Origin of the sequence: Synechococcus sp. R50.1 (genome assembly GCF_047462115.1) — a bacterium.
In the GTDB taxonomy this organism is placed as follows: Bacteria; Cyanobacteriota; Cyanobacteriia; order Thermostichales; family Thermostichaceae; genus Thermostichus.
Window position 1 is genome coordinate 1 of sequence record NZ_JANSIN010000023.1, and the last position, 19,158, is coordinate 19,158.

At 59.4% G+C, this 19,158-nt stretch carries 17 protein-coding genes; 8 read left to right on the plus strand and 9 right to left on the minus strand.

Going from position 1 to position 19,158, the window contains the following annotated elements; translation table 11 throughout:
* Positions 1-201 precede the first annotated feature (201 nt).
* The 3 genes from NW870_RS07495 to NW870_RS07505 all read right to left on the minus strand — a co-directional run bounded on the left by NW870_RS07495 (position 202) and on the right by NW870_RS07505 (position 3,626).
* Positions 202-1,518: a bifunctional folylpolyglutamate synthase/dihydrofolate synthase gene (locus tag NW870_RS07495; RefSeq protein WP_414374690.1), complete on the minus strand. Its 1,317-nt coding sequence runs from the start codon at positions 1,516-1,518 to the stop codon at positions 202-204.
* Positions 1,519-1,576: 58 nt separating this feature from the next.
* Positions 1,577-3,157, minus strand: a complete 1,581-nt coding sequence (gene serA / locus NW870_RS07500) for a phosphoglycerate dehydrogenase (protein ID WP_414332254.1) — start codon at positions 3,155-3,157, stop codon at positions 1,577-1,579.
* 232 nt (positions 3,158-3,389) lie between these two features.
* The gene (locus NW870_RS07505) at positions 3,390-3,626 is read right to left on the minus strand and encodes a DUF3148 domain-containing protein (protein ID WP_011429589.1); all 237 of its coding nucleotides are present in this window, start codon (positions 3,624-3,626) and stop codon (positions 3,390-3,392) included.
* A gap of 717 nt (positions 3,627-4,343) precedes the next feature.
* On the opposite strand from NW870_RS07505, the gene NW870_RS07510 reads away from it, so the two are divergent.
* From NW870_RS07510 to NW870_RS07530, 5 genes are all read left to right on the plus strand, one after another.
* Positions 4,344-4,565 carry a DUF2949 domain-containing protein gene (locus NW870_RS07510; protein ID WP_414332365.1) on the plus strand — a complete coding sequence of 74 codons (222 nt, stop codon included), beginning with the start codon at positions 4,344-4,346 and terminating at the stop codon, positions 4,563-4,565.
* Positions 4,546-5,628: a nucleoside triphosphate pyrophosphohydrolase gene (mazG, locus tag NW870_RS07515; RefSeq protein WP_414374718.1), complete on the plus strand. Its 1,083-nt coding sequence runs from the start codon at positions 4,546-4,548 to the stop codon at positions 5,626-5,628. The genes NW870_RS07510 and mazG overlap by 20 nt, the downstream gene beginning before the upstream one ends.
* Positions 5,629-5,751: 123 nt before the next feature.
* Complete coding sequence (locus NW870_RS07520; protein WP_041438122.1) at positions 5,752-6,789, plus strand: isopenicillin N synthase family dioxygenase; 1,038 nt, start codon at positions 5,752-5,754, stop codon at positions 6,787-6,789.
* 125 nt (positions 6,790-6,914) lie between these two features.
* Positions 6,915-7,856 (plus strand): transglutaminase family protein, encoded by a 942-nt coding sequence (locus tag NW870_RS07525; protein ID WP_414374692.1) that lies wholly within the window; start codon positions 6,915-6,917, stop codon positions 7,854-7,856.
* Between the two features lie 92 nt (positions 7,857-7,948).
* Positions 7,949-8,455 carry a hypothetical protein gene (locus NW870_RS07530; RefSeq protein ID WP_011429595.1) on the plus strand — a complete coding sequence of 169 codons (507 nt, stop codon included), beginning with the start codon at positions 7,949-7,951 and terminating at the stop codon, positions 8,453-8,455.
* A 9-nt stretch (positions 8,456-8,464) separates the two neighbouring features.
* On the opposite strand, the gene NW870_RS07535 is transcribed toward NW870_RS07530, so the two are convergent.
* The gene (locus tag NW870_RS07535; RefSeq protein WP_414374694.1) at positions 8,465-11,191 is read right to left on the minus strand and encodes a CBS domain-containing protein; all 2,727 of its coding nucleotides are present in this window, start codon (positions 11,189-11,191) and stop codon (positions 8,465-8,467) included.
* A 231-nt stretch (positions 11,192-11,422) separates the two neighbouring features.
* Positions 11,423-11,971: a ribosome recycling factor gene (gene frr, locus NW870_RS07540; protein WP_414351818.1), complete on the minus strand. Its 549-nt coding sequence runs from the start codon at positions 11,969-11,971 to the stop codon at positions 11,423-11,425.
* Positions 11,972-12,217: 246 nt separating this feature from the next.
* Between frr and NW870_RS07545 the strand changes: the two genes are divergently transcribed.
* Positions 12,218-12,796 carry a hypothetical protein gene (locus NW870_RS07545; RefSeq protein ID WP_414374696.1) on the plus strand — a complete coding sequence of 193 codons (579 nt, stop codon included), beginning with the start codon at positions 12,218-12,220 and terminating at the stop codon, positions 12,794-12,796.
* Between the two features lie 13 nt (positions 12,797-12,809).
* On the opposite strand, the gene recR is transcribed toward NW870_RS07545, so the two are convergent.
* Positions 12,810-13,409: a recombination mediator RecR gene (gene recR / locus NW870_RS07550; protein WP_414374697.1), complete on the minus strand. Its 600-nt coding sequence runs from the start codon at positions 13,407-13,409 to the stop codon at positions 12,810-12,812.
* A 35-nt stretch (positions 13,410-13,444) separates the two neighbouring features.
* On the minus strand, positions 13,445-13,780 hold the full coding sequence (locus NW870_RS07555) for a YbaB/EbfC family nucleoid-associated protein (protein WP_011434432.1): 336 nt from the start codon (positions 13,778-13,780) through the stop codon (positions 13,445-13,447).
* A 219-nt stretch (positions 13,781-13,999) separates the two neighbouring features.
* Here NW870_RS07555 and NW870_RS07560 point away from each other — a divergent pair, with 219 nt between their 5' ends.
* Positions 14,000-14,896 (plus strand): carbohydrate ABC transporter permease, encoded by an 897-nt coding sequence (locus NW870_RS07560; protein ID WP_414374698.1) that lies wholly within the window; start codon positions 14,000-14,002, stop codon positions 14,894-14,896.
* An 18-nt stretch (positions 14,897-14,914) separates the two neighbouring features.
* A complete protein-coding gene (locus tag NW870_RS07565; RefSeq protein ID WP_414374700.1) occupies positions 14,915-16,423 on the plus strand; it encodes a UbiD family decarboxylase in 1,509 nt (502 codons plus the stop codon).
* Here NW870_RS07565 and NW870_RS07570 read toward each other — a convergent pair.
* Together NW870_RS07570 and NW870_RS07575 are read right to left on the minus strand one after the other, a co-directional pair.
* Entirely contained in the window at positions 16,420-17,631 is a 1,212-nt protein-coding gene (locus tag NW870_RS07570; RefSeq protein ID WP_414374702.1) for an ABC transporter permease, read from the minus strand. The genes NW870_RS07565 and NW870_RS07570 overlap by 4 nt on opposite strands.
* Positions 17,628-19,001, minus strand: a complete 1,374-nt coding sequence (locus tag NW870_RS07575) for an efflux RND transporter periplasmic adaptor subunit (RefSeq protein WP_414374704.1) — start codon at positions 18,999-19,001, stop codon at positions 17,628-17,630. Before NW870_RS07575 ends, NW870_RS07570 begins: the two co-directional genes overlap by 4 nt.
* Positions 19,002-19,158 lie beyond the last annotated feature (157 nt).

Here is a 19,158-nt window from a genome sequence, read left to right on the forward strand (position 1 = left end):
GACGTGAAACGCATCAGCGGCGAATCTACTGGCAGGGTGACCTGCTGGCAACCTAGCTCGGTGCCAGGCCCACCACCCTAACCCAATCAGTAGGGGAGTATCTTGATCAAGTGATAGTGGTTGAGAGCTAGTTTTTGTTCATAGCTCCTCTCTCTTTATAGGAGAGGAGCTCAGGTTTTGCATAAGGTTTCACCTGTCAGTTCAACAGGCTAGATCCCATCCCAAACATTCCTGCATCACCTGGCCCAATAGGTACAGGGATCCGCAGATTACAGCTGGTGGCTCAGTGAGGTTTTTCGGCTTGAGCAACTGAGCCCGAAGAGCGGAGAGATTGGGCAGTGCCCGTGCCGAGGCGAGATGAGGCTGCAGAGTCTGGGCTAGCTGAGCAAGTTGCTCGGGATCCGTCCCAGAGTGGCCGGCAATTGGCAGGGCAAAAAAGCAATCTCCCGGCCGCAGCAGGGTACTGAGAATGCCCTGGACATCCTTGGTGGTGAGGATGCCCATATACCAGGTGAGGGGGCCAGGTTGATACTTATCCAGATAGCGACGGAGAGCCTGGGCAGCGGGTAAGTTGTGGGCTCCATCCATCAGCAACTGGCGGGATCCAATCTGCACCCGCTGTAGGCGCCCCGGCCAACGGGTGATGGCAAATCCTTTTTCGACAGCGGCATCCGGGATCCGCCAGCCCTGTTGCTGTAGGGTTTCCACAACGGCAAGGGCTACTGCTGCATTGGTGAGTTGTACATCGCCGCTGAGGGGCAGGGTGAGGAGCTGCCCTCGCCAGTGGACGGTTTGAGGCTCTGACCATCGCAGAGGTTCGACCATCTTCAGGGGGCTTCGCAATTGCTCTGCCTTGGCTCGGATAACTGCTGTGACCTCTGGGGTTTGGGGTGCGCACACTGCCGGGATCCCTGGCTTGAGAATGCCCGCCTTTTCAGAGGCAATTTGGGGAAGGCTGTTGCCCAAGCGCTGCCAATGATCCCAGCCGATGGAGGTGATGGCCGTCACCACCGGCTCGATCCCGGCATTGGTGGCATCCAGCCGACCCCCCAAGCCCACCTCTATCACCGCCACATCCACCTTTTGTCGGCGGAAGTACAGCCAAGCGGCGGCGGTGATAGCCTCAAACTGGGTGGGGGAAGCCTCGTTGGGGGTATAGGTTTGTAGGCAGTCTCGCACCTGGGCCAGCGCTTGGCTCCAGTCGTTGGTGGAAATGTATTCCCCGTTCAGCCAAATCCGCTCCCGCCAATCTACTAAATGAGGAGAGGTGTAACGACCCACACGATAGCCTGCCGCCCACAACACGTGGCTGACCCAGGCACAGACGGATCCCTTGCCGTTGGTACCGGCTACATGGATGGCCGGGATCCCAACTTGGGGCTGTCCCAGGCGCTGCAGCAAGACTTGCATGCGTTCCAGGCTGAGGTCCACACCGAAGTGACTCAGCGACTCCAGAAACGCCGGCCAATCCCAGTCTGGGATGCGAGGCAGGGTTAGGGACAAATCACTCTGGCTCAAGCAAAGACTCCGTCTTGCTGTGGAAGTGAGGTTTGGGATTTTTTAAGGATCAGCAATTCTAGAGGTTCACCACAAAAGCGTCGCGGATGCCCGGCTGCTTGAGCACCTCTTCCAGGATCCCATCGGGCAGAGGATCATCCAAGCTGAGCACCATCACTGCATCGCCGCGGATGATCTTGCGGCCCACTTGCATGCTGGCGATGTTGACATTGTAGGCTCCCAGCAAGGTGCCAATCCGCCCGATGATCCCCGGCATATCCCGGTGCAGGGTCATCAGCATGTTGGCGGAAGGGGGCACATTCACCGGGAACTCGTCGATCTGGGTGATCCGCACCTCTCGCTCCCCAATCAACGCCCCCGAAACCGAGCGGATCCCATTGGGGCCATGGGCAATCAACGTCAGGGATCCGGAATAATCTTTCAAAGAGGGATCTCGAGTTTCGACCACCCGAATGCCCCGTTCTTTGGCCTCGATGGAGGCGTTGACGTAGTTGACCCGCTCCCGCAGCGCCAGCGTCAAAAGCCCTTTGAGAGCGGCAATGACGATCGGCTGACCATCTTTTTCTGCCAGATCTCCCTGCAGGCGGATCTCCAACTGGTTGACGCGATCCCCCGCCAATTGGCCAACCAAGTTGCCCAGGGTTTCGGCCAAGTCCAGGTAGGGTCTGAGGTTTTGCAGCACCTCTGCCTGTAAGCCGGGGATGTTCACAGCAGAGCGGGCCGGCAGCCCCAGCAACACATCGCGGATCTGCTCGGCCACATCGATGGCCACGTTCACCTGGGCTTCTTCGGTGGAGGCCCCCAAGTGGGGAGTGAGCAGGACTTCCTTGCCCAGAGAAAACAGCGGAGAGTCCTTCAGGGGCTCGTTGGCAAATACATCCAAAGCCGCTCCGGCAATTTGACCGGATTTCAGGGCTTCGTACAGGGCTTGTTCATCCACCAAACCGCCACGGGCGCAGTTGATCAGGCGGGCGGTCGGCTTCATCATGCGGAAGGTTTCGGCGTTGAACAGGTTGGTGGTTTCAGGGGTTTTGGGAACGTGCAAGGTGATGTAGTCCGATTCCTGCACCAAAGTTGTGAAGTCCACCAGGCGCACCCCCAGTTGCTCTGCCCGCTCCACGGACAGATAGGGGTCATAGGCCAGCAGCTTCATCCCCATCGCCTTGGCAATCTGGGCCACATGGGATCCAATCCGACCCAATCCGACAATCCCCAGCGTTTTTTTGTAGACTTCTACGCCGACAAACTCTTGCCGATTCCACAGGCCCGATTTCAGAGAGGCATTGGCATCAGGTATGTGGCGGGAGAGGGCCATCATTAAGGCAATGGCGTGCTCGGCAGCGGCAATGGTGTTGCCCTCTGGGGAGTTGACCACCAGGATCCCGGCTTTGGTTGCGGCAGGCACATCGATGTTGTCAACGCCAACGCCCGCCCGCCCGATGATCTTCAAGTTCGTCCCCGCCTCGATCACCTCTCGGGTAACCCGTGTACCGGAGCGCACCATGATGGCATCGTAGTTGGGGATGACCGCGATCAACTGCTCTGGGGTGAGCTGAGTTTGCACATCCACCTGAGCGACTTGGGAGAGAATGTCGATCCCCGCCTGATCGATGGGATCTGTGACGATGACTCTGGGCATAAGCAGCGCTGGTCTAGTGGGATGGAGGGCAGTAAGAAGCAGGGATTAGCGCAAGTTGAGGTGGATCTCACCGGCTGAGCCAAACTTTGACCCAACCCCAACCGGCACACCTTAATCTACCGCGAAAGTCCGCCGGTCAGTCGAAGGCTCGCTTCTGTGGAAAGCTGCCAGCTCCCAAAGGTTCTGAAGGCCGACAAACCCATCGAGCTGGCTCGGAGGAGAAATGGGCGCACTAGGACAGGGATCCCACCGGGGCAAGATATTTTCCGTCTATGAGAAAGATGCCATTGGCAAATTGCACGCTGTAGGTGCCCAACAGCCGTCGCTGCAGGATCACCCCTTGCTCGTGCAAGCGGATCAAATGGGCCGGGCGCAACATCGGCATTGGGTCAGCCGTTTTTAGGTAAGGAGGCATCTCCACCACTTGAACCGTTGCCCCCACCGGCAGTAAACCTTGGGCTTCAGACATAATGGGAGTCCATCCTGCAGCCGTTTCTAGCTTAGGTGACATACTCCTGCACTCATGCTGATGCAAAGCGCTCCGCGCCGCTAAAGCGAAAGAGTGCGAGCTTCAAGGACTCCGTCCCGCTGACGCGAACAGTGACTCCTGTTAAGGACATTTCCTGAGCTTTAAGAACGGGATGCCCCACCGCTCTCTGCTTATCATAGCGCAGGAATCTCCGCCTCTCATCCCGACTCCCATGCTGATACATAGAGGGCGGGACTTCTCGGCGGTCTAGCTAACCCGAGCAGGATGGCAGCCCCAGGGCGGATCCCAGAGGAGCCGAACAGATTGGATCCCTGAGCAGTTATTGTAAGATTTTTATCTAAATACCAGAATTAGTCAGATAAAAAAGTAACATCTTGCCAAGGCAAGTTGGTTTCTCCAAACAAAGAAGAAGCAGCCAGCCTTTCAGGGTACTGCCAACTGATCGCCAATCTGCTACCATACCATGACCTCTCGCTACCCATTTTTTGTGTCCTTGGATACAGAAACCTCATTTGCTGAGGCAATTTAGGGGTTTTCTTGCCGTGGAGCTGTGGGCACAGGGCTTGGTAAGCTCACCTGTGGCCTATTTGCCAGCCGGATCTTTGCCGAAACTCTGTAGGAGTGTTAAGAATAGTTACGTTAGTTTACTATCTTCTCAGTTTCATATTTGTCCTTCTTCAGCGCTGCGAAACGACCATGCTAGATCCCATTCCCCCCCCAGCCCTTGAGGAATATCTCTTGCAAACGGGCATCATCGACCGTTCTCAACTGAGCCTGGCCAAGAAGCTGCAACATCGCCAGCAAGGGCCGTTGCTGATGATTCTTTTGGAGTTGAGTTTCATCGATCTGGAGCAGCTCAGCCGCCTTTTGGATTTGGGCCGCACCTACCCTTTTGACCATGCTGCAAACGCTGGATAGTCTTCAGCCCGACTGGCAACAAGCTCTGGCTCGGTGGTCTACTGCGGAGCAGGGATCCCTACTGCTGAAAAGCTGTGGGGGAAAGGATCCGGCGGAGCTGCGCAGTGTTTTGCAACAGGTCTGTGCTCCTGTCCAGCCTGTTACGTTGTTAACGGAGGGCTTAGAGGTGGTGGCCGGCCCACTGACGCTGCAAAGCTGGGATCCCCAAGCAACGGGGCATTTTGCCCACCTCTATCTGGAGCGTTCCGCCTCTACCTCGCACCTGAGTCGTTTGGCGGCTGTTGTTGCTCGGTTGCGTGCCCCCGATGGATGTCCCTGGGATCGGGCCCAAACTCCGGAGTCTCTGACCCCCTACATTCTCGAAGAAGCGTATGAGACGGTAGCTGCCATTCGAGCCGGGGATCCGGCGGCGATTGCCGAAGAGCTGGGGGATTTGTTGTTGCAGGTGGTGTTGCAGTCTCAGATCTTTGCCGAGCAGAACCACTTTGATCTGGAAGCTGTGGCTGCGCGAATTGCCGATAAACTGATCCGCCGTCACCCCCATGTGTTTGGGGATGCTGTGATGGCAGATCTTCCGGAGTTGCACCGCTCTTGGGAACAGATCAAGCAAGGGGAGCGACCGGATCAAAGCCTTGGCCAAAAACTGCTGCACTATGCCCAAAGTTTGCCTCCCCTAATGGCTGCCCTGAAAATTTCCTGCAAAGTGGTGGGGGCAGGGTTTGAGTGGCCAACGGTGGAGGGGATCTGGGCCAAGATCCGCGAGGAAGAAGCCGAGCTGCGTCGAGAATTGGAGAGGGATCCCCCCGATCCAACTCGCCAGGAAGCCGAACTGGGGGATCTGCTTTTTGCCCTGGTCAACTTGGGCCGTTGGTACGGTTTGGATGCTGCCCAAGCTCTGGCCCAAACCAATCTGCGCTTTGCCCGTCGTTTTTTGCGCATGGAAGAGCTGGCTCAGGAACTGCTGGGATCCACGCCCGGCGGTGGCAAAAGCTCCCTTCTGAAAGGGCGCAGTCTCCAGGAGCTGGAAGTCCTCTGGCAACAGGCCAAGCAAGAGTATCCCTAGTTTCGTTTCTGGATGTGGGGTTGAGCCGGTGCCAGCTCTGAGGGGGTATCCGCCCACACAGTCTTGGGGCAGGTTTTCTTCGTAGGGTAGGAGCTGTTCTGAGCACCTGTCTCTACGTCGGCTATGTCTCCAGTTTCTTCCTTTGAGCAAGCTGGGATCCCTTGTCTGGATTTGACCCCCTTTCGGGAGGGCACGGATCCGCTAGGGGTTGCAAAGGCTTTTGGGGCAGCCTTGGAGGAGGTGGGGTTTGTGGTGATCACAGGGCATGGGATCCCGGAGGCCATCATACAAACAGCCTACGAGAGAGCGAGGGCTTTCTTCGACCTGCCGCTGGAACAAAAAATGGAGGTGGTGACTCCGGATCGCGTCAAAAACCAGGGATACCTGCCGATTGGCATCGAAAGTGTAGCCGCTACCCGTGGGGCAGAGGTTCCCTACGATCTCTGTGAGGCGCTGGTGTTCAATGACCTGTTTCGGGAAGATCCACAACGGCCCCAAGCAGGGGTGGATCCGGATTCGGGCAACCTTTGGCCCACCCATCCAGCAGGACTGCGGGCTGCTCTTCTGGCTTATGATGCGGCTCTGCTTCAGCTCACCCAAACCTTGATGCGCATGGGCGCGTTGGCTTTGGATCTGCCGGAAACCTATTTTCTGCCTTTTATGGAGGGGAAAGGGGGAGTGCTGCGGGCTGTGCATTATCCTGAACAGGAGGTGGAGCCCATCCCGGGACAGCTACGCTATGGGGCTCACTCCGACTACGGTGGCTTCACGATTCTGCGACAGGATGGGGCGCCGGGAGGGCTGCAGGTGTACTCCAAAGCAGGAGAGTGGATTGATGTGCAGGCTGTTCCCAACGCCTTTGTCATCAACGTTGGCGATCTGCTATCCCGTTGGACCAATGACCGTTGGCGCTCCACGTTGCACCGCGTGGTCAATCCACCCCGATCGGCTTTCGGTTCCAGTCGCCGCCTGTCTTTGGTTTACTTTACAGCTCCTCGGGACGATGCTTGGATCGAATGCCTGCCCACATGCCAGAATGCAGCAAATCCCCCTCGCTATGCTCCTGTACAGGCTGGGGAGTACATCCGCTCTAAGCTGGAGGTTTCGATGATTGGGAAGGCAGGGCAAAGCTCTCGGAGATCTCAAACTCGGGATCCCTGAAGTCTAGAGATCTCGGGCAGACGATGCAACCGCTTCTTGGCTTTGATCTGGGAGCAGTTTGGGTTGCCTGATCTCGGTGCTCCTTTGCCTGTGATAAAACTCCTTGCCCGTCATTTGGCCAACCTGTGCAAATTCAGATCCGCCATCTCATCGAATATCGCTACAGTCGTCCAGTCCAACTGGAGCCCCATACGGTGCGATTGCGACCGCGCTGCGACGGGATCCAGACTCTCCTGGCTTTTGAGTTGCAGGTGGATCCGCAGCCGGTGGGCCAATCGGCGCTGGTGGAGCTGGAGGGCAACGCGGCAGTTCGGCTTTGGTTTGAGGATCCCACCGAGCATTTGCGCATTCAAACTCAGGCCACGGTGCTCACCCTGCGGGAGAATCCCTTCGACTATCTCCTCTGCGATTGGGCTACCCATCTCCCCATCGACTATCCCAGCACGCTGGCAGCTCAACTACAGCCTTATCTGACAGCTCAGGCGGATCCCGGCATCCAGGCCTTGGCCTGGGAGCTATGGGATCACGTGCAGGGGGAAACGACGGCTTTTCTGCCGACGCTGAACCAGCGCATCTATTCAGAATGCCGCCACATCTTGCGGGAAAAGGGGGATCCCTGGCCTGCTGGCTTGACTTGGCATCGCAAAACCGGAGCCTGCCGCGATCTGGCCCTGTTGTTCATGGAGGTCTGCCGCAGCGTGGGCTTGGCCGCTCGCTTTGTCAGTGGCTACCAAGTCAGCCCCTCACGGCCTTCAGGGGAGAGCAGGGGTGGAGAACCCCCAGAGCCTGTGCGCCGTCATCTGCACGCTTGGGCGGAGGTGTACTTGCCGGGGGCCGGTTGGCGGGGCTTTGATCCCACCCAGGGGTTGGCCGTGGCCGATGGTCATGTGGCTTTGGCGGCCAGCGCTTACCCCAGAGATGCCGCTCCCATTTACGGCCATTGGCTGGGCAAGGGCGTTCACAGCAGTATGAGCTACACCATCCACATCCAGGCGGGATCTTCTGCGCAAAGCCAAGCCCAGCTTGCTGCAGACAGCCTGAGCACTCCACCAAAAGTTTGGGGCTGAAGCCGTAGAGCTTCAACTTGGCCGGATCCCAAAGCGAAAATTTGAGATAGCATAGCCTAGCCAAGATCTAGAGAATCTGCCGAGGGATCCCGTTGACCCAGTCTATTGATGTCCCCACCAGCGTTGATACGTTTTTGCAGGAGTTGGCCGCCATTCAGCAAGTTGGGCCGAAGCGAGTGGCCATCCTGGGCAGTCGTCATGTGCCCATTACCCACCAGTATTTGATCGAGACCCTCAGCTATGCTTTGGCCCTCACGGGCAATCAGATCCTCACCTCTGGGGCCATTGGCACCAACTTGGCCGTCATTCGGGGGGCGATGCGGGCGGACATGAAGTCCTTGACGGTGATCTTGCCCCAGAGTTTGGAGCGACAGCCGGCAGAGTCGCGGGCCAGCCTGGAGCAGGTGCTGCATCTGGTGGAACATCCCGAAAACGACCATCTTCCCCTGGCGGAGGCCAGCCGCCTGTGCAACCTGGAGATCATCGGCAAGTGCCAGCAGTTGATCTGCTTTGTCTTCCACGACAGCGTCACGCTGCTGGATGCCTGCAAGCATGCTGAGGAACAACACAAGTTGGTCACTCTCTTCTATTTCGACTGATTTGCCCTTCTACTTTCTTCCTCGGTATTGAGCTTGCGGCAGGGGGAAGTGTTCTTGTAGCCAGGCTTCAGCTTCTGCCGGAGTGGTGAGTTCGCCGTTCAGGGTGAGGCAACGCAGTTGCTCCAAAATGGCTTGGAAGGGGCGACCTGGCTTATAACCCAGACGACGCAGATCGTGGCCGTTGAGCAGCGGCTTCACCCAGTACCACTCCTGCAAATAGCGCCAGATCAGCCGCCGGGCCGGCTTGGGGGCGATCCCGGCCACCAAAATCACTGCTGGGATCCGCAGCCCCTGCAGCAGTTGCACCACCTGGGCCGGAGAGAGGGTGCCGGGATCCAATTGGGCCAACAGGGTTTGGTAATAGGAGGAATGGCTGAGGCGTTCGATGCCTGCTTGGGTGAGGTGGAGTTGGCTGGCCACCTGGGGGGCTTGGGGCAGCGTGAGGAGGAGAGCCTCTAGGCGCAGTTGCCAGATCTCCTGGGATCCCAGCTCAGGATAGCGGCGGCGAAAGTGATAGGCCCAGCGGCCCACCCGTTGCAACCGCTGACACAGGGAGGGATCCCACTCCAGGTCGGGGTGAATACAGCGCAAAGCTCCCCATTCTGCCAGCCGCTCAAAGGCTTGGGGCCAATCGCGGGCTCCGAGAATATAGGCCAGCTCCTGCTTGAGGCGATCCCCGCCGACGGCATCGTGCAGACCACTGGCCACGGCAGCGCGGATCCATTTTTCTGTAGTCGAGTCCAGGGCGAAGCCCAAGCGCACCGCAAAGCGCACCGCTCGATAAATGCGGGTGGGATCCTCGATGAAGCTGTTGGGGTGTAATGCCCGGATGATCCCCTGTTGCAGATCCGCTTGTCCGCCGAAAAAATCCAGCACCTGTCCTCGCTGGGGGCCGTTGAGGCGCAAGGCCAAGGCGTTGATGGAAAAATCCCGCCGATAGAGGTCTTGCTGAATGGATCCCATGGCCACTTCGGGGGGAGAGGCCGGGTAGGGATAAAACTCCGTGCGGGCGCTGGCGATATCCACACAAAAGCCGCCTGGCCAGATCAAGGCCGCCGTTTGGAATTTGCCGTGGATCTCCAGCCGCGCTTCTGGGAAGTGCTGTTTGAGCGCTTGTCCCAAAATCAAGCCCCAGCCCGGGGGATCCGTCCCATCCGGGGCCGGAGAGTAGGGCCCATCCACCACCAAGTCCAGATCCAGCCGCTCCAAGCTGGGTGAGGGCTGCCGTCCCCACCGGTGCAGGAGCAGATCCCGCACCGTTCCCCCTACCAGATACAACCTCAGGCCCTTTTCATCGGCGATGCGGGCGGCCTGCTCCAGCAACTGTCGATGCCGTTCCGAGAGAGCCGCGAAGGTGAGATCCAGGGGGCAGGAAAGGGTGGGCAGAGCCAACTGCGGTGAGAAGGCCGGCAACTCGTGCAGGTGCCGCAACACGTCGGTGCGGGTAACAATGCCCACCAACTGGCCGTCCTGAAGCACCGGCAGGCGGCCAATGTCCCACTGCACCATCAGCCTTTGGATCTCCGCCAGAGGGGTGTCGGGGGAGAGGGTTTTCACATCGGTGGTCATGTAGCCCTTGACAGGGGCATGGCCAAACCCGTGGTGCAGGGCGATATCGATATCCCGCCGCGAGATCACCCCCACCAAGCGGCCTTGAGCGTCCACCACTACCAGGCCGGAATGGCCGTAGCGCAGCAGCACCCGCTGGGCCTCGTCGATGGTGATCTCCGGTCGGATGGTGCGCACCGGAGCCGACATCAAATCTCTGGCCGTCACCGGGGGCGGGATCCGCTCTTGGACAGCCTGCCTGAGGGTTGCCATGACTTGGGCCGGATCGGGCAAAGGCTGCTCTGGGGCGGCTTTTAGCGTGGCTGCTGCGGCACAGTCGTGTCCACCGCCGCCGTAGAGGGCCATCACTTTGCCCAACTGGGCAAACTCCTGCCGCGCCCGCCCGATCAGGCTGAGCCGCTCCCCCTGCCGCGCCACCAAGAGCAGCACATCCACTCCCGTCAGATCCATCAGCCGCATCACCAGGCCGGCCAAGCCGGGCACAAACTCCGGCAGCTCCAGCAGCCATTCTCCCAGGCGATACTCCCCCACCTGCTGCACCTGCATCTGGGCCAACCCCTGGCTGAGCAGCTCGCGCATCTCTGGGGTGAGGCCATCCCCCAAAAAGCGCCGCAACAAGACCAGGTTTACCCCCTGCTGCAACAGCCAGCTCAGGGCGGCGGCATCCCGGGCGGTGGTCTCCGGGAAGGTCAGGGATCCGGTGTCCATGTGGATGCCCAAAGCCAGCGCCAGCCGCTCAAAAGGACTGAGCGGGATCCCAGCAGCCTGCAGCCGCTCCACCAGCAAGGTACAGGTGGCCCCCACGGCCTCGATATGACCGTTGACCTGCTGCTGCGGCCAAAAGCCATCCGGTGGGGTTTCCGGATCCCGGATGTGATGGTCAAAAATCTCAATCTGGGCGCCAGGGACACTCAACCAAGCGGCAGCTTTGCCCAGGCGATCCGGATCGTGACAATCCACCACAATCCAGCGCTGCACCTGTCCCGGATCCACAGAGCGCAGCTCGATGAGGGGAAATTCATCTCGGTACAAGGCCAAAAACTCCTGCACCCCCGGCAGGGATCCACCAGTCAAGGCGATGCGGGCACCCGGATACAGGCGGGCCGCTCCCACCGCCGCCCCCAGGGTGTCGAAATCCGCCGATTGATGGCACAGGATCAGATCCATTGCGGCAAGAGTTGTCGTTTTCCCCCCTTCCATCCTGGCCTAAGCCGGGATCCCTCTTGTTGGAATTGGACGAGGAGAAACGAACGGCTGCCCGACTTCGAGGGGCAAGTGGAAACCTTGAAGTTTCGGGATGAGTGTCGAGTTTTGATCAAAAAATGGGGTCTTTAACCCCGTCCTACGGCTATGCAGAAGCAGGCCAGTAGCGTGGGGAGTTATGTCCACAAGGAGCTTTTACAGCGTCGTCAGCTCCTTTTCTTTTTCTGCCAGCAGCTCATCGATCTTTTTGATATAGCGGTCGGTCAGCTTCTGGATGGCATCCTGCAAGCTTTTGGACTCATCTTCAGACAGCTCGCCATTTTTCTCCCGCTTGCGCACCGAGTCAATGCCATCCCGCCGGATGTTGCGGATCGAGACTCGCCCCTCTTCGGCCAGCTTGGCCACCTGTTTGCTCAGCTCTTTGCGCCGCTCTTCTGTCAGGGGGGGAATGTTGAGCCGCACCACCTTGCCGTCGTTGCTGGGGGTTAGACCCAGGTCAGAGGCGACAATGGCCCGCTCAATGGCTGCCAAGGTCGAGGGATCAAAAGGCTGGATCAAGAGAGTGCTGGAGTCTGGCGTGGTGAGGCTGGCCAGGGCCTTGAGGGGAGTGGGCACGCCGTAGTACTCCACCTGAATCCGATCCAGCAGGCTGGAATTGGCCCGCCCGGTGCGTACCGTATTAAAGGAGCGCTGTGTGGCTTGCACAGCTTTGTTCATCAACTCCTCAATCTCAGCTAGCTCCACGGGGTTTTCCTCGCTTTCAAAATCAGTTTCCAGATATCAGGCTCTGGCAGCAAACCTGGCACCTCTACGGTGAGCCTGACCTCAATTTTACTGCCTTGTTGGGATCCAGATGGGATCCCGTTCCTCAGAGCTGCACCTGCAGTCGGCGAATTTCCGCAAAATGCCCCCCAGTGGGATAGTACGAGCTCAAAGCTTCCCCTATACTGCTCTGCAGTTTACTGCACAACACAGGCACAACAAAGTTTTATGCTCTCTCGCCAAATTGGTTCTTCAACAGCCCTAACCTGGCTGATCGGCAGCTTGAGTCTCTTGGGTTTTGGAGCGGCTGCGGCAGCCTTGGAGTTGCAGATTGTGTCCCCCAACGCCTATAAAGTGCCCTACCTGGGAATTGATGGCGTCTTTACCCTGGATACGTCTCTGGAACAATCTGCCAACGATCCGCGCAATCCGAAGCGGGTGAAGTTCGAGAAGATGGAGTTTTTCTCCTTTTATGCCGACCTGGAAGGGAAAAAGCCCCTGGCGGAAAAATGTCGCTACGCCTATCGGGGGGCTGCGCCGGATCCCTTCTACTACCCTGAGCGCTCCTTAAGTTCCATCTGGGATTTGTTTCAGTTGCAGCCTGGAGCAGACGCCAGTTGCGAGACCTTCACCTATGTGATTCTGCGGGCACCCCACGGGGATCCGGTGCACATGCACCTGCGCTACGGAGGCCGCAACAGCAGCTTCCAGGAACTTCTGAACATCAGCACTCTGCCGGAGGATCCTGCCAACTTCAACCCCTGGTGGAGCACCTACTGCGCGGAGGGGGTAACCGGCTGCGATTGAGGGGCTGGGCGGCTCACAACTCCTGCCGCGCTTCCAAGGCACGGGCCAGGGTGACCTCGTCGGCGTATTCCAGCTCGGATCCCATGGGCAGGCCGAAGGCCAGGCGGGTCATGCGCAAGGTGGGGGCAACCGGCTTCAGGTAATCCTTGACCACGTGCATGGTTACTTCCCCCTCTACGCTGGGGCTGATGGCAAAGATCAGCTCCTGCGGTTTTTCCCGTGCCACCCGAGCCACCAGCTCGCGGATGTGCAGTTGATCGACCCCGATCCCGTTCATGGGGGAGATGAGGCCGCCCAAAACGTGGTAGAGCCCCTTGAACTCGCGGGTGCGCTCCATCGCAATCAAGTCTTTGACGTCGGCCACCACGCACCACAGCAAGGGATCCCGCTGTGGCGAACGGCAAATCTCACAGGGATCCTCCGCTGACCAGTTGAAGCAGATGGAACAGTGCCGAACCGTCTGCTTGGCTTCCAGCAGGGCTTTGGCCAGGGCCTCGATCTCGCCGGCAGGCCGGTTGATCAAGTGGAGAGCTAGGCGCTGAGCGGTTTTGGAGCCAATGCCGGGCAGCCGTTGCAGCTCTTCGATGAGGCGAGCCAAGGGGCGAGTGTACATACAGAGTTAAGCAAGCGGGGTTAAGCAAGTGGGGCTCAACCCAGTCCCAACCCCGGCAGACTGATGTTTCCGGTCAGCTCTTCCATGCGTTTGCGCATCGTCTCAGCAGATTGGGTGTAGGCGTTCACCATTGCTGTCAGGAGCAAGTCTTCTACCACATCCACCGACTCCTGGAGCACTTGGGGATCCAGAGAGACTTTGAGAGGTTCTTGGTTGCCGTTGACCGTCACTTTCACCAGCCCATTGCCGGCTTCGCCGACGATCTCCATCTCTTCCAGCTCTTTTTGCAGCCTTTGGGCGCCATCGCGCACCTCTTGGGCTTTCTTGAGCGCTTCTTGGATTTTGCCGAAGGGGCCAAAGCCTCGAGTCATGGGATCCTCTCTTGGGTTATCCAGATACTGCTGTTCTACTCTACCCGTTTCCCCATCGCCGGTGAAAGCACTCGCAAGTCTGGGCAGAGGTGCTTGCACCGCTAACGCGACCGGTCTTCCTTAGGTTGCCCTTAACTCTGGCGGATTATCCTCTCAAGAGAAGCCAAAGATCGACTCAAAAGCCCATCTGCTCATCGGTGTTCGCCGTCTGGAGGTGCTATGGCTCAATTGTTGCAGGATCCCCGATCTCAAGTAGCCCAGCCCAGTTCAACTCGGGTGGAGCCTTCTCCCTGGCGTTGGCGGCGCTGGATCCCGGAGCGCTGGTATGTGCATTTGGGCCTGGTACTGGCCTGTTGGGTGTTGGGGTTTCCGGTGTTGTATGCCCTGATCGTGAGCACCCAGAACAATGCCGAGGTGTTCCGCTATCAATTGACCTTTGGCTCCTCTTTTGCCTTCAACTGGCATCAGGTGATGGTGGCGCGGCACTTGGGCCACTACATGGTCAACAGCACCATCGTGGCGGTGGCAATCACGGTGGGCAAGACGGTTTTGTCGCTGCTGGCCGGGCTGGCCTTTGTGTACTTCCGCTTTCCGGGCAAAGGGCTGGCCTTCGGCTTTGTGCTGATCACGCTGATGATGCCCACAGAAATCTTGATCATTGCCCTGCTGCGGTTGGTCACCAACTTGGGCTGGGGATCCACCTACTACGCTTTAATCGTGCCCTTTCTGGCCAGCGCCACGGCCACGTTTTTGTTCCGCCAGCATTTTTCCAACATTCCCCGCGAGCTGGCGGAGGCGGCCCAACTGGACGGGGCCAACCCGCTGCAATTTCTCACCCAGGTGCTGATCCCCTTGAGCTGGAACGCCATCGGGGCGCAGGCGGTGATTCACTTCGTTTACGCTTGGAATATGTACCTGTGGCCCCGCTTGATCGTGCAAGGCCGAGAGCGACAAGTGGTGCAGGTGGGGCTGCAATCCCTGCTCAATCTGGATAGCTCGGCCTCCTATGGCCCCATGATGCTGGGAGCGATCATCGCCAGTATCCCGCCGCTGCTGGTGTTTATTGCGCTGCAGAAGCCCTTCATGAGCGGGTTAGCCCTCAATCGCGACAAGTAAGCCCTTAGGTTCCCTTTCATGCCCAGAGATCTACGCCGTTTTATTGCTCTGCTGGAATCCCGTGGTCAGCTCCGCCGCATTTCGGCAGAAGTGGATCCGGATCTGGAAATTGCCGAGATTGCCGATCGCCTCTTGGCCTGTGGGGGGCCGGCGCTGCTGTTTGAGCGGGTGAAGGGATCCTCAATGCCGCTGCTCATCAACACCCTGGGCACGGTGGAGCGCATCTGCTGGGCTTTGGGAATGGAGCAGCCTCAGGATCTGGAGGAACTGGGGAAAAAGCTGGCCCTGCTTTACCAGCCGCGGCCACCGCGGAGCTTTGCCCAGGCGGTGGAGTTGGGACAGGCGCTGCTTAGCGTCTTCAAAGCGAGACCCAGCCGGGATCTGATCCCTCCCTGTCAGCAGGTGGTGCGGCGGGGAGAGGAAGTGGATCTCACCCAATTGCCCCTGTTGCGGGTCTACCCCGGCGATGCCGGACGGGTGCTGACCTTGGGCCTGATGGTCACCAAAGACCCGGAAAATGGGATCCCCAACGTGGGGGTGTACCGCCTGCAGTTGCAAAGCCGCAACACCATGACGGTGCAATGGCTGTCGGTGCGGGGGGCGACTCGGCATCTGCGCAAAGCGGCGGCCCTGGGCCAAAAGTTGGAGGTGGCGGTGGCGGTGGGGGTGGATCCGGTGGTGATTCTGGCGGCGGCCACACCCCTGCCGGTGGATCTGTCGGAGTGGCTGTTTGCCGGTCTCTACGCCGGAGAAGGGTTGCACCTGGCCCAGTGCAAAACGGTGGATCTGCAGGTGCCGGCCCATGCTGAGATCGTTCTGGAAGGCAGCATCACCCCTGGGGAAGTGGCCCCCGATGGGCCTGCCGGAGATCACATCGGCTACTACGGCCCCCGCAACGAGCAGGCTCCTCTGATTCGCTTCCACTGCCTGACCCACCGCCGGGATCCCATCTACCTCACCACCTTCAGCGGCAAGCCCCCCAAAGAGAACGACATGATGGCGCTGGCCCTGAACCGCATCTACACCCCCATCCTCAGGCAGCAGGTGCCGGAGATCGTGGATTTCTTCTTGCCGATGGAGGCGCTGGGCTACAAGGCCGCTATTCTTTCCATCGACAAAGCCTACCCCGGCCAAGCGCGGCGGGCAGCCCTGGCCTTCTGGAGCGCTTTGCCCCAATTCAGCTACACCAAGTTTGTGATCGTGGTGGACAAAGACATCAACGTCCGGGATCCACGGCAGGTGCTCTGGTGTCTGTGTTCGCGGGTGGATCCGCAGCGGGATGTGTTTATTCTGGCGGACAACCCCTTTGACACCTTGGACTTTGCCACCGAAAAACGGGGTCTGGGGGGCAAGATGGGCATTGATGCCACCACCAAGATCCCCCCGGAAACCGATGCTCCCTGGCGGGAGCCCCTTGCTCCAGATCCGGAGGTGGCCCGCTTGGTGGATCGCCGCTGGGCAGAATATGGCCTGGCGGATCTCGATGGGCAGCCGGCGGATCCCCGCCTGTTTGGATACGATCTCTAGGCCCGCAGGGCCTCAATGGGATCCAGTTGCGCCGCTTTGCGGGCCGGGAAAATGCCAAAGACTAGCCCAATCCCAGTGGACAGGGAGAACGCCACTCCCACTGCCACCCCATCGACTTGGGTCGCCAAGGGGGTGAATACCTGCACCGCCACCAGCAGGCCACTGCTGAGAAGGATCCCGAGCACTCCCCCGGTCGCGGCAATGAAAATCGCTTCGGCGGCAAATTGCTGCAAAATCTGGCGGCTATCGGCCCCGATCGCCTTGCGCAGCCCGATCTCATGGGTGCGTTCCGCAACTGAGATAAGCATCACATTCATGATCCCCACCCCTCCCACCAGCAGGGAGAGGGCCGCCGTGCCCGTCAGCAGCACCCGCAACAGGCTCAAAATCCTGGCCGACCCATCCAGGAGCACTTTCTGGTTGCGGATGATGAAGTCATCTTCTCCCACCAATTGGTGCCGCTGGCGCAGCAGGTTGCGGATTTGGAACTCGGCAGCAGGCAGATCGGCTTCAGAGCGGGCCGAGACGAAAATCGCCGTCAGCTCTGTGCCGTAGGGGGAACGCCGCCCGACCAACCGATTGGCCACCACGTCCACCGGCAGAAACACTCCGGCATCGCTGTTGCCAAACACCGTCGGCTTCGAGCGCAAAGTGCCGATCACCTCGAAAGGCAAATTGTTCAGCAGGACGGTCTCCCCAATAGCAGCGGCAGGGTCCAGGCCGAACAACTGGCTGGCGGCATCGCTGCCCAGCACCACCACCGGGCGCTGTTCCTCGATATCCGAGGGCAAGAGAAAGCGGCCTGCCTCGATCTCTAAGTTCAACACCGACAAATACTCCGGCCAAGTGCCGGTGGCCTCGTAGCGGCGATCCACTCCACCTCGCACAGCGCGCACATTGGTGCCCAGGCTGGGGACGGCTGCTGACACGGCAGGCACTTCCGCAGCAATGGCTCGCACATCCTCCAAAGTGAGGGGGCGGATGTTGCCGGCATCGACCAGGCCCAAGTTGGCCGAAAAGACGATCAGCAAGTTGGTGCCCAGAGAGCGAAATTGATCCACCGCCATCTCTTGGGCAGCATAGCCAAATCCGGCAATGGCCACCACCGCCGCATTGCCGATGAGGATCCCGAGCATGCTCAGCCCGGTGCGCAGGCGATGTCGTCGCACCATTTGCCAGGCCATTTTGGCCGCCGTTGCCAGGCTCATGGCTGTTGCTCCGCTCTTTTAATCAAAGTCTCTAGGTTCACCCCAGGAGGCAGGGCAGTAAAGACCCGATCCCCTGCCTGCAGACCAGAGAGGATTTGGGTAACTCCACCCTGAGTGATGCCCGTTTCCACGCGGCGATAGACAGGTTGCCGGCTTTGGGGATCCAGCAGGAGCACGCCTTCCTGGCTTTCCTCCCGGAGGATAGCCACTGAGGGCACCGTCAGAGCCTGAGGCTGGGGATCCCCAATGAAATCCACCGAAACAGTCATGCCGGTGCGCAAAAAGTCGGCCCCAGGCTCCGGTTCAACGAAGACCCGAAAGACGGTTACCTCTCGCACCACCACCGTAGCGGGTGCAATCCGCTTCACCCGCCCCTGCACCAGGCGGTCGGGGTAGGCCAGGGAGCGGATCTCCACCGGCTGACCCACCCGCACCTGAGCAATCTGGGCTTCTGGCACTTCTGCCCGCACCTCAATTCCCTGAGCCAGCGCCAAAATGGAACTGGAAGAAGCTGCGGTGGCATCGGAAGCTGCTGTTGTGGGAGCTACAAAGGATCCCACCTCGGCAAAGCGCTGCACCACCACACCGGAAAAGGGGGCGCGGACTTCGGCCTCGGCCAACCGGGATTGCCGTTGGGCCAGCTCGGCTTGTGCCTGGGCAATTTGGGCTTGAATTTGCTGTAGGGTTTCCGGGCGGCTCCCCAGTTGCAATCGCTCCAACTCCTGTTGAGCAGCTCGCAAATCCGCTTGCGCTTGTTCCAGGCGGGCCGAGCGTTGATCCAGCTCGCTGCGGGCTATCACCCCCGCCTGCACCAGGGCCTGAATGCGCTCCAACTCCCTCTGGGCCAAGTCCACCTGCGACCGGGCAGCATCCACCCTGGCCTGGGCCGCCGCGATCACCTGGGGGCGTTCTCCGGCCTGTTGCTCCGCCAGACGAGCTTGCAGCTCTTGAATGCGGGCTTGGGCTTGGCGAATGCCACTGGCGAGATCGCCGTAGTCCATCCGGGCCAATAACTGCCCTGCCACCACTTCATCTCCCTGATCCACCAACAGTTCCGCCAGGCGACCCGACTCGCGAGGGCTGACATTCACCTGGCGGAGCGGCTGCACCTGGCCGCTCACCCGCAGGCGTTGGGTGAGATCCACCACTTGAACCGGTACCGTCAATCTTTCCAGCCGTTCTGCCCTCTGCTGCTGCAGCTGACGCTGGATCAGGAGACCGCTGCCCCCTAGGCCGGCCAACAGCAAGCCCAAGAGCATCCAACCGAAGGGAAATCTCTGGCGGCGGGGTTTGCTCTGGGGCAGAGGCTGCTCTGCAAGCTTGGGAGTAGACAGGGATCCCGTCTTGGGCTCATCGGTGTGCAGGATCACAAAAGTCTCCCGTTTGTAACAAAAGCTTTATCTTTGTCTAGCCTATTGGAAAAATGGGGGAAGCGTAAACACAGTCTCCCACCTCTTGAGCTCTATGTCGGCCAGCTCTGTACAAAAAACAGCGACGATTGTTACCATGGTTAACTGCCGGTAGCGC

Coding starts and splice junctions, on each gene's coding strand:
- serA (WP_414332254.1), bottom strand. CDS start 3,157: ATGCCCAGAGTCATCGTCACAGATCCCATCGATCAGGCGGGGATCGAC.
- NW870_RS07505 (WP_011429589.1), bottom strand. CDS start 3,626: ATGTCTGAAGCCCAAGGTTTACTGCCGGTGGGGGCAACGGTTCAAGTG.
- NW870_RS07510 (WP_414332365.1), top strand. CDS start 4,344: ATGCTAGATCCCATTCCCCCCCCAGCCCTTGAGGAATATCTCTTGCAA.
- mazG (WP_414374718.1), top strand. CDS start 4,546: ATGCTGCAAACGCTGGATAGTCTTCAGCCCGACTGGCAACAAGCTCTG.
- NW870_RS07520 (WP_041438122.1), top strand. CDS start 5,752: ATGTCTCCAGTTTCTTCCTTTGAGCAAGCTGGGATCCCTTGTCTGGAT.
- NW870_RS07535 (WP_414374694.1), bottom strand. CDS start 11,191: ATGGATCTGATCCTGTGCCATCAATCGGCGGATTTCGACACCCTGGGG.
- NW870_RS07545 (WP_414374696.1), top strand. CDS start 12,218: ATGCTCTCTCGCCAAATTGGTTCTTCAACAGCCCTAACCTGGCTGATC.
- recR (WP_414374697.1), bottom strand. CDS start 13,409: ATGTACACTCGCCCCTTGGCTCGCCTCATCGAAGAGCTGCAACGGCTG.
- NW870_RS07555 (WP_011434432.1), bottom strand. CDS start 13,780: ATGACTCGAGGCTTTGGCCCCTTCGGCAAAATCCAAGAAGCGCTCAAG.
- NW870_RS07560 (WP_414374698.1), top strand. CDS start 14,000: ATGGCTCAATTGTTGCAGGATCCCCGATCTCAAGTAGCCCAGCCCAGT.
- NW870_RS07565 (WP_414374700.1), top strand. CDS start 14,915: ATGCCCAGAGATCTACGCCGTTTTATTGCTCTGCTGGAATCCCGTGGT.
- NW870_RS07570 (WP_414374702.1), bottom strand. CDS start 17,631: ATGAGCCTGGCAACGGCGGCCAAAATGGCCTGGCAAATGGTGCGACGA.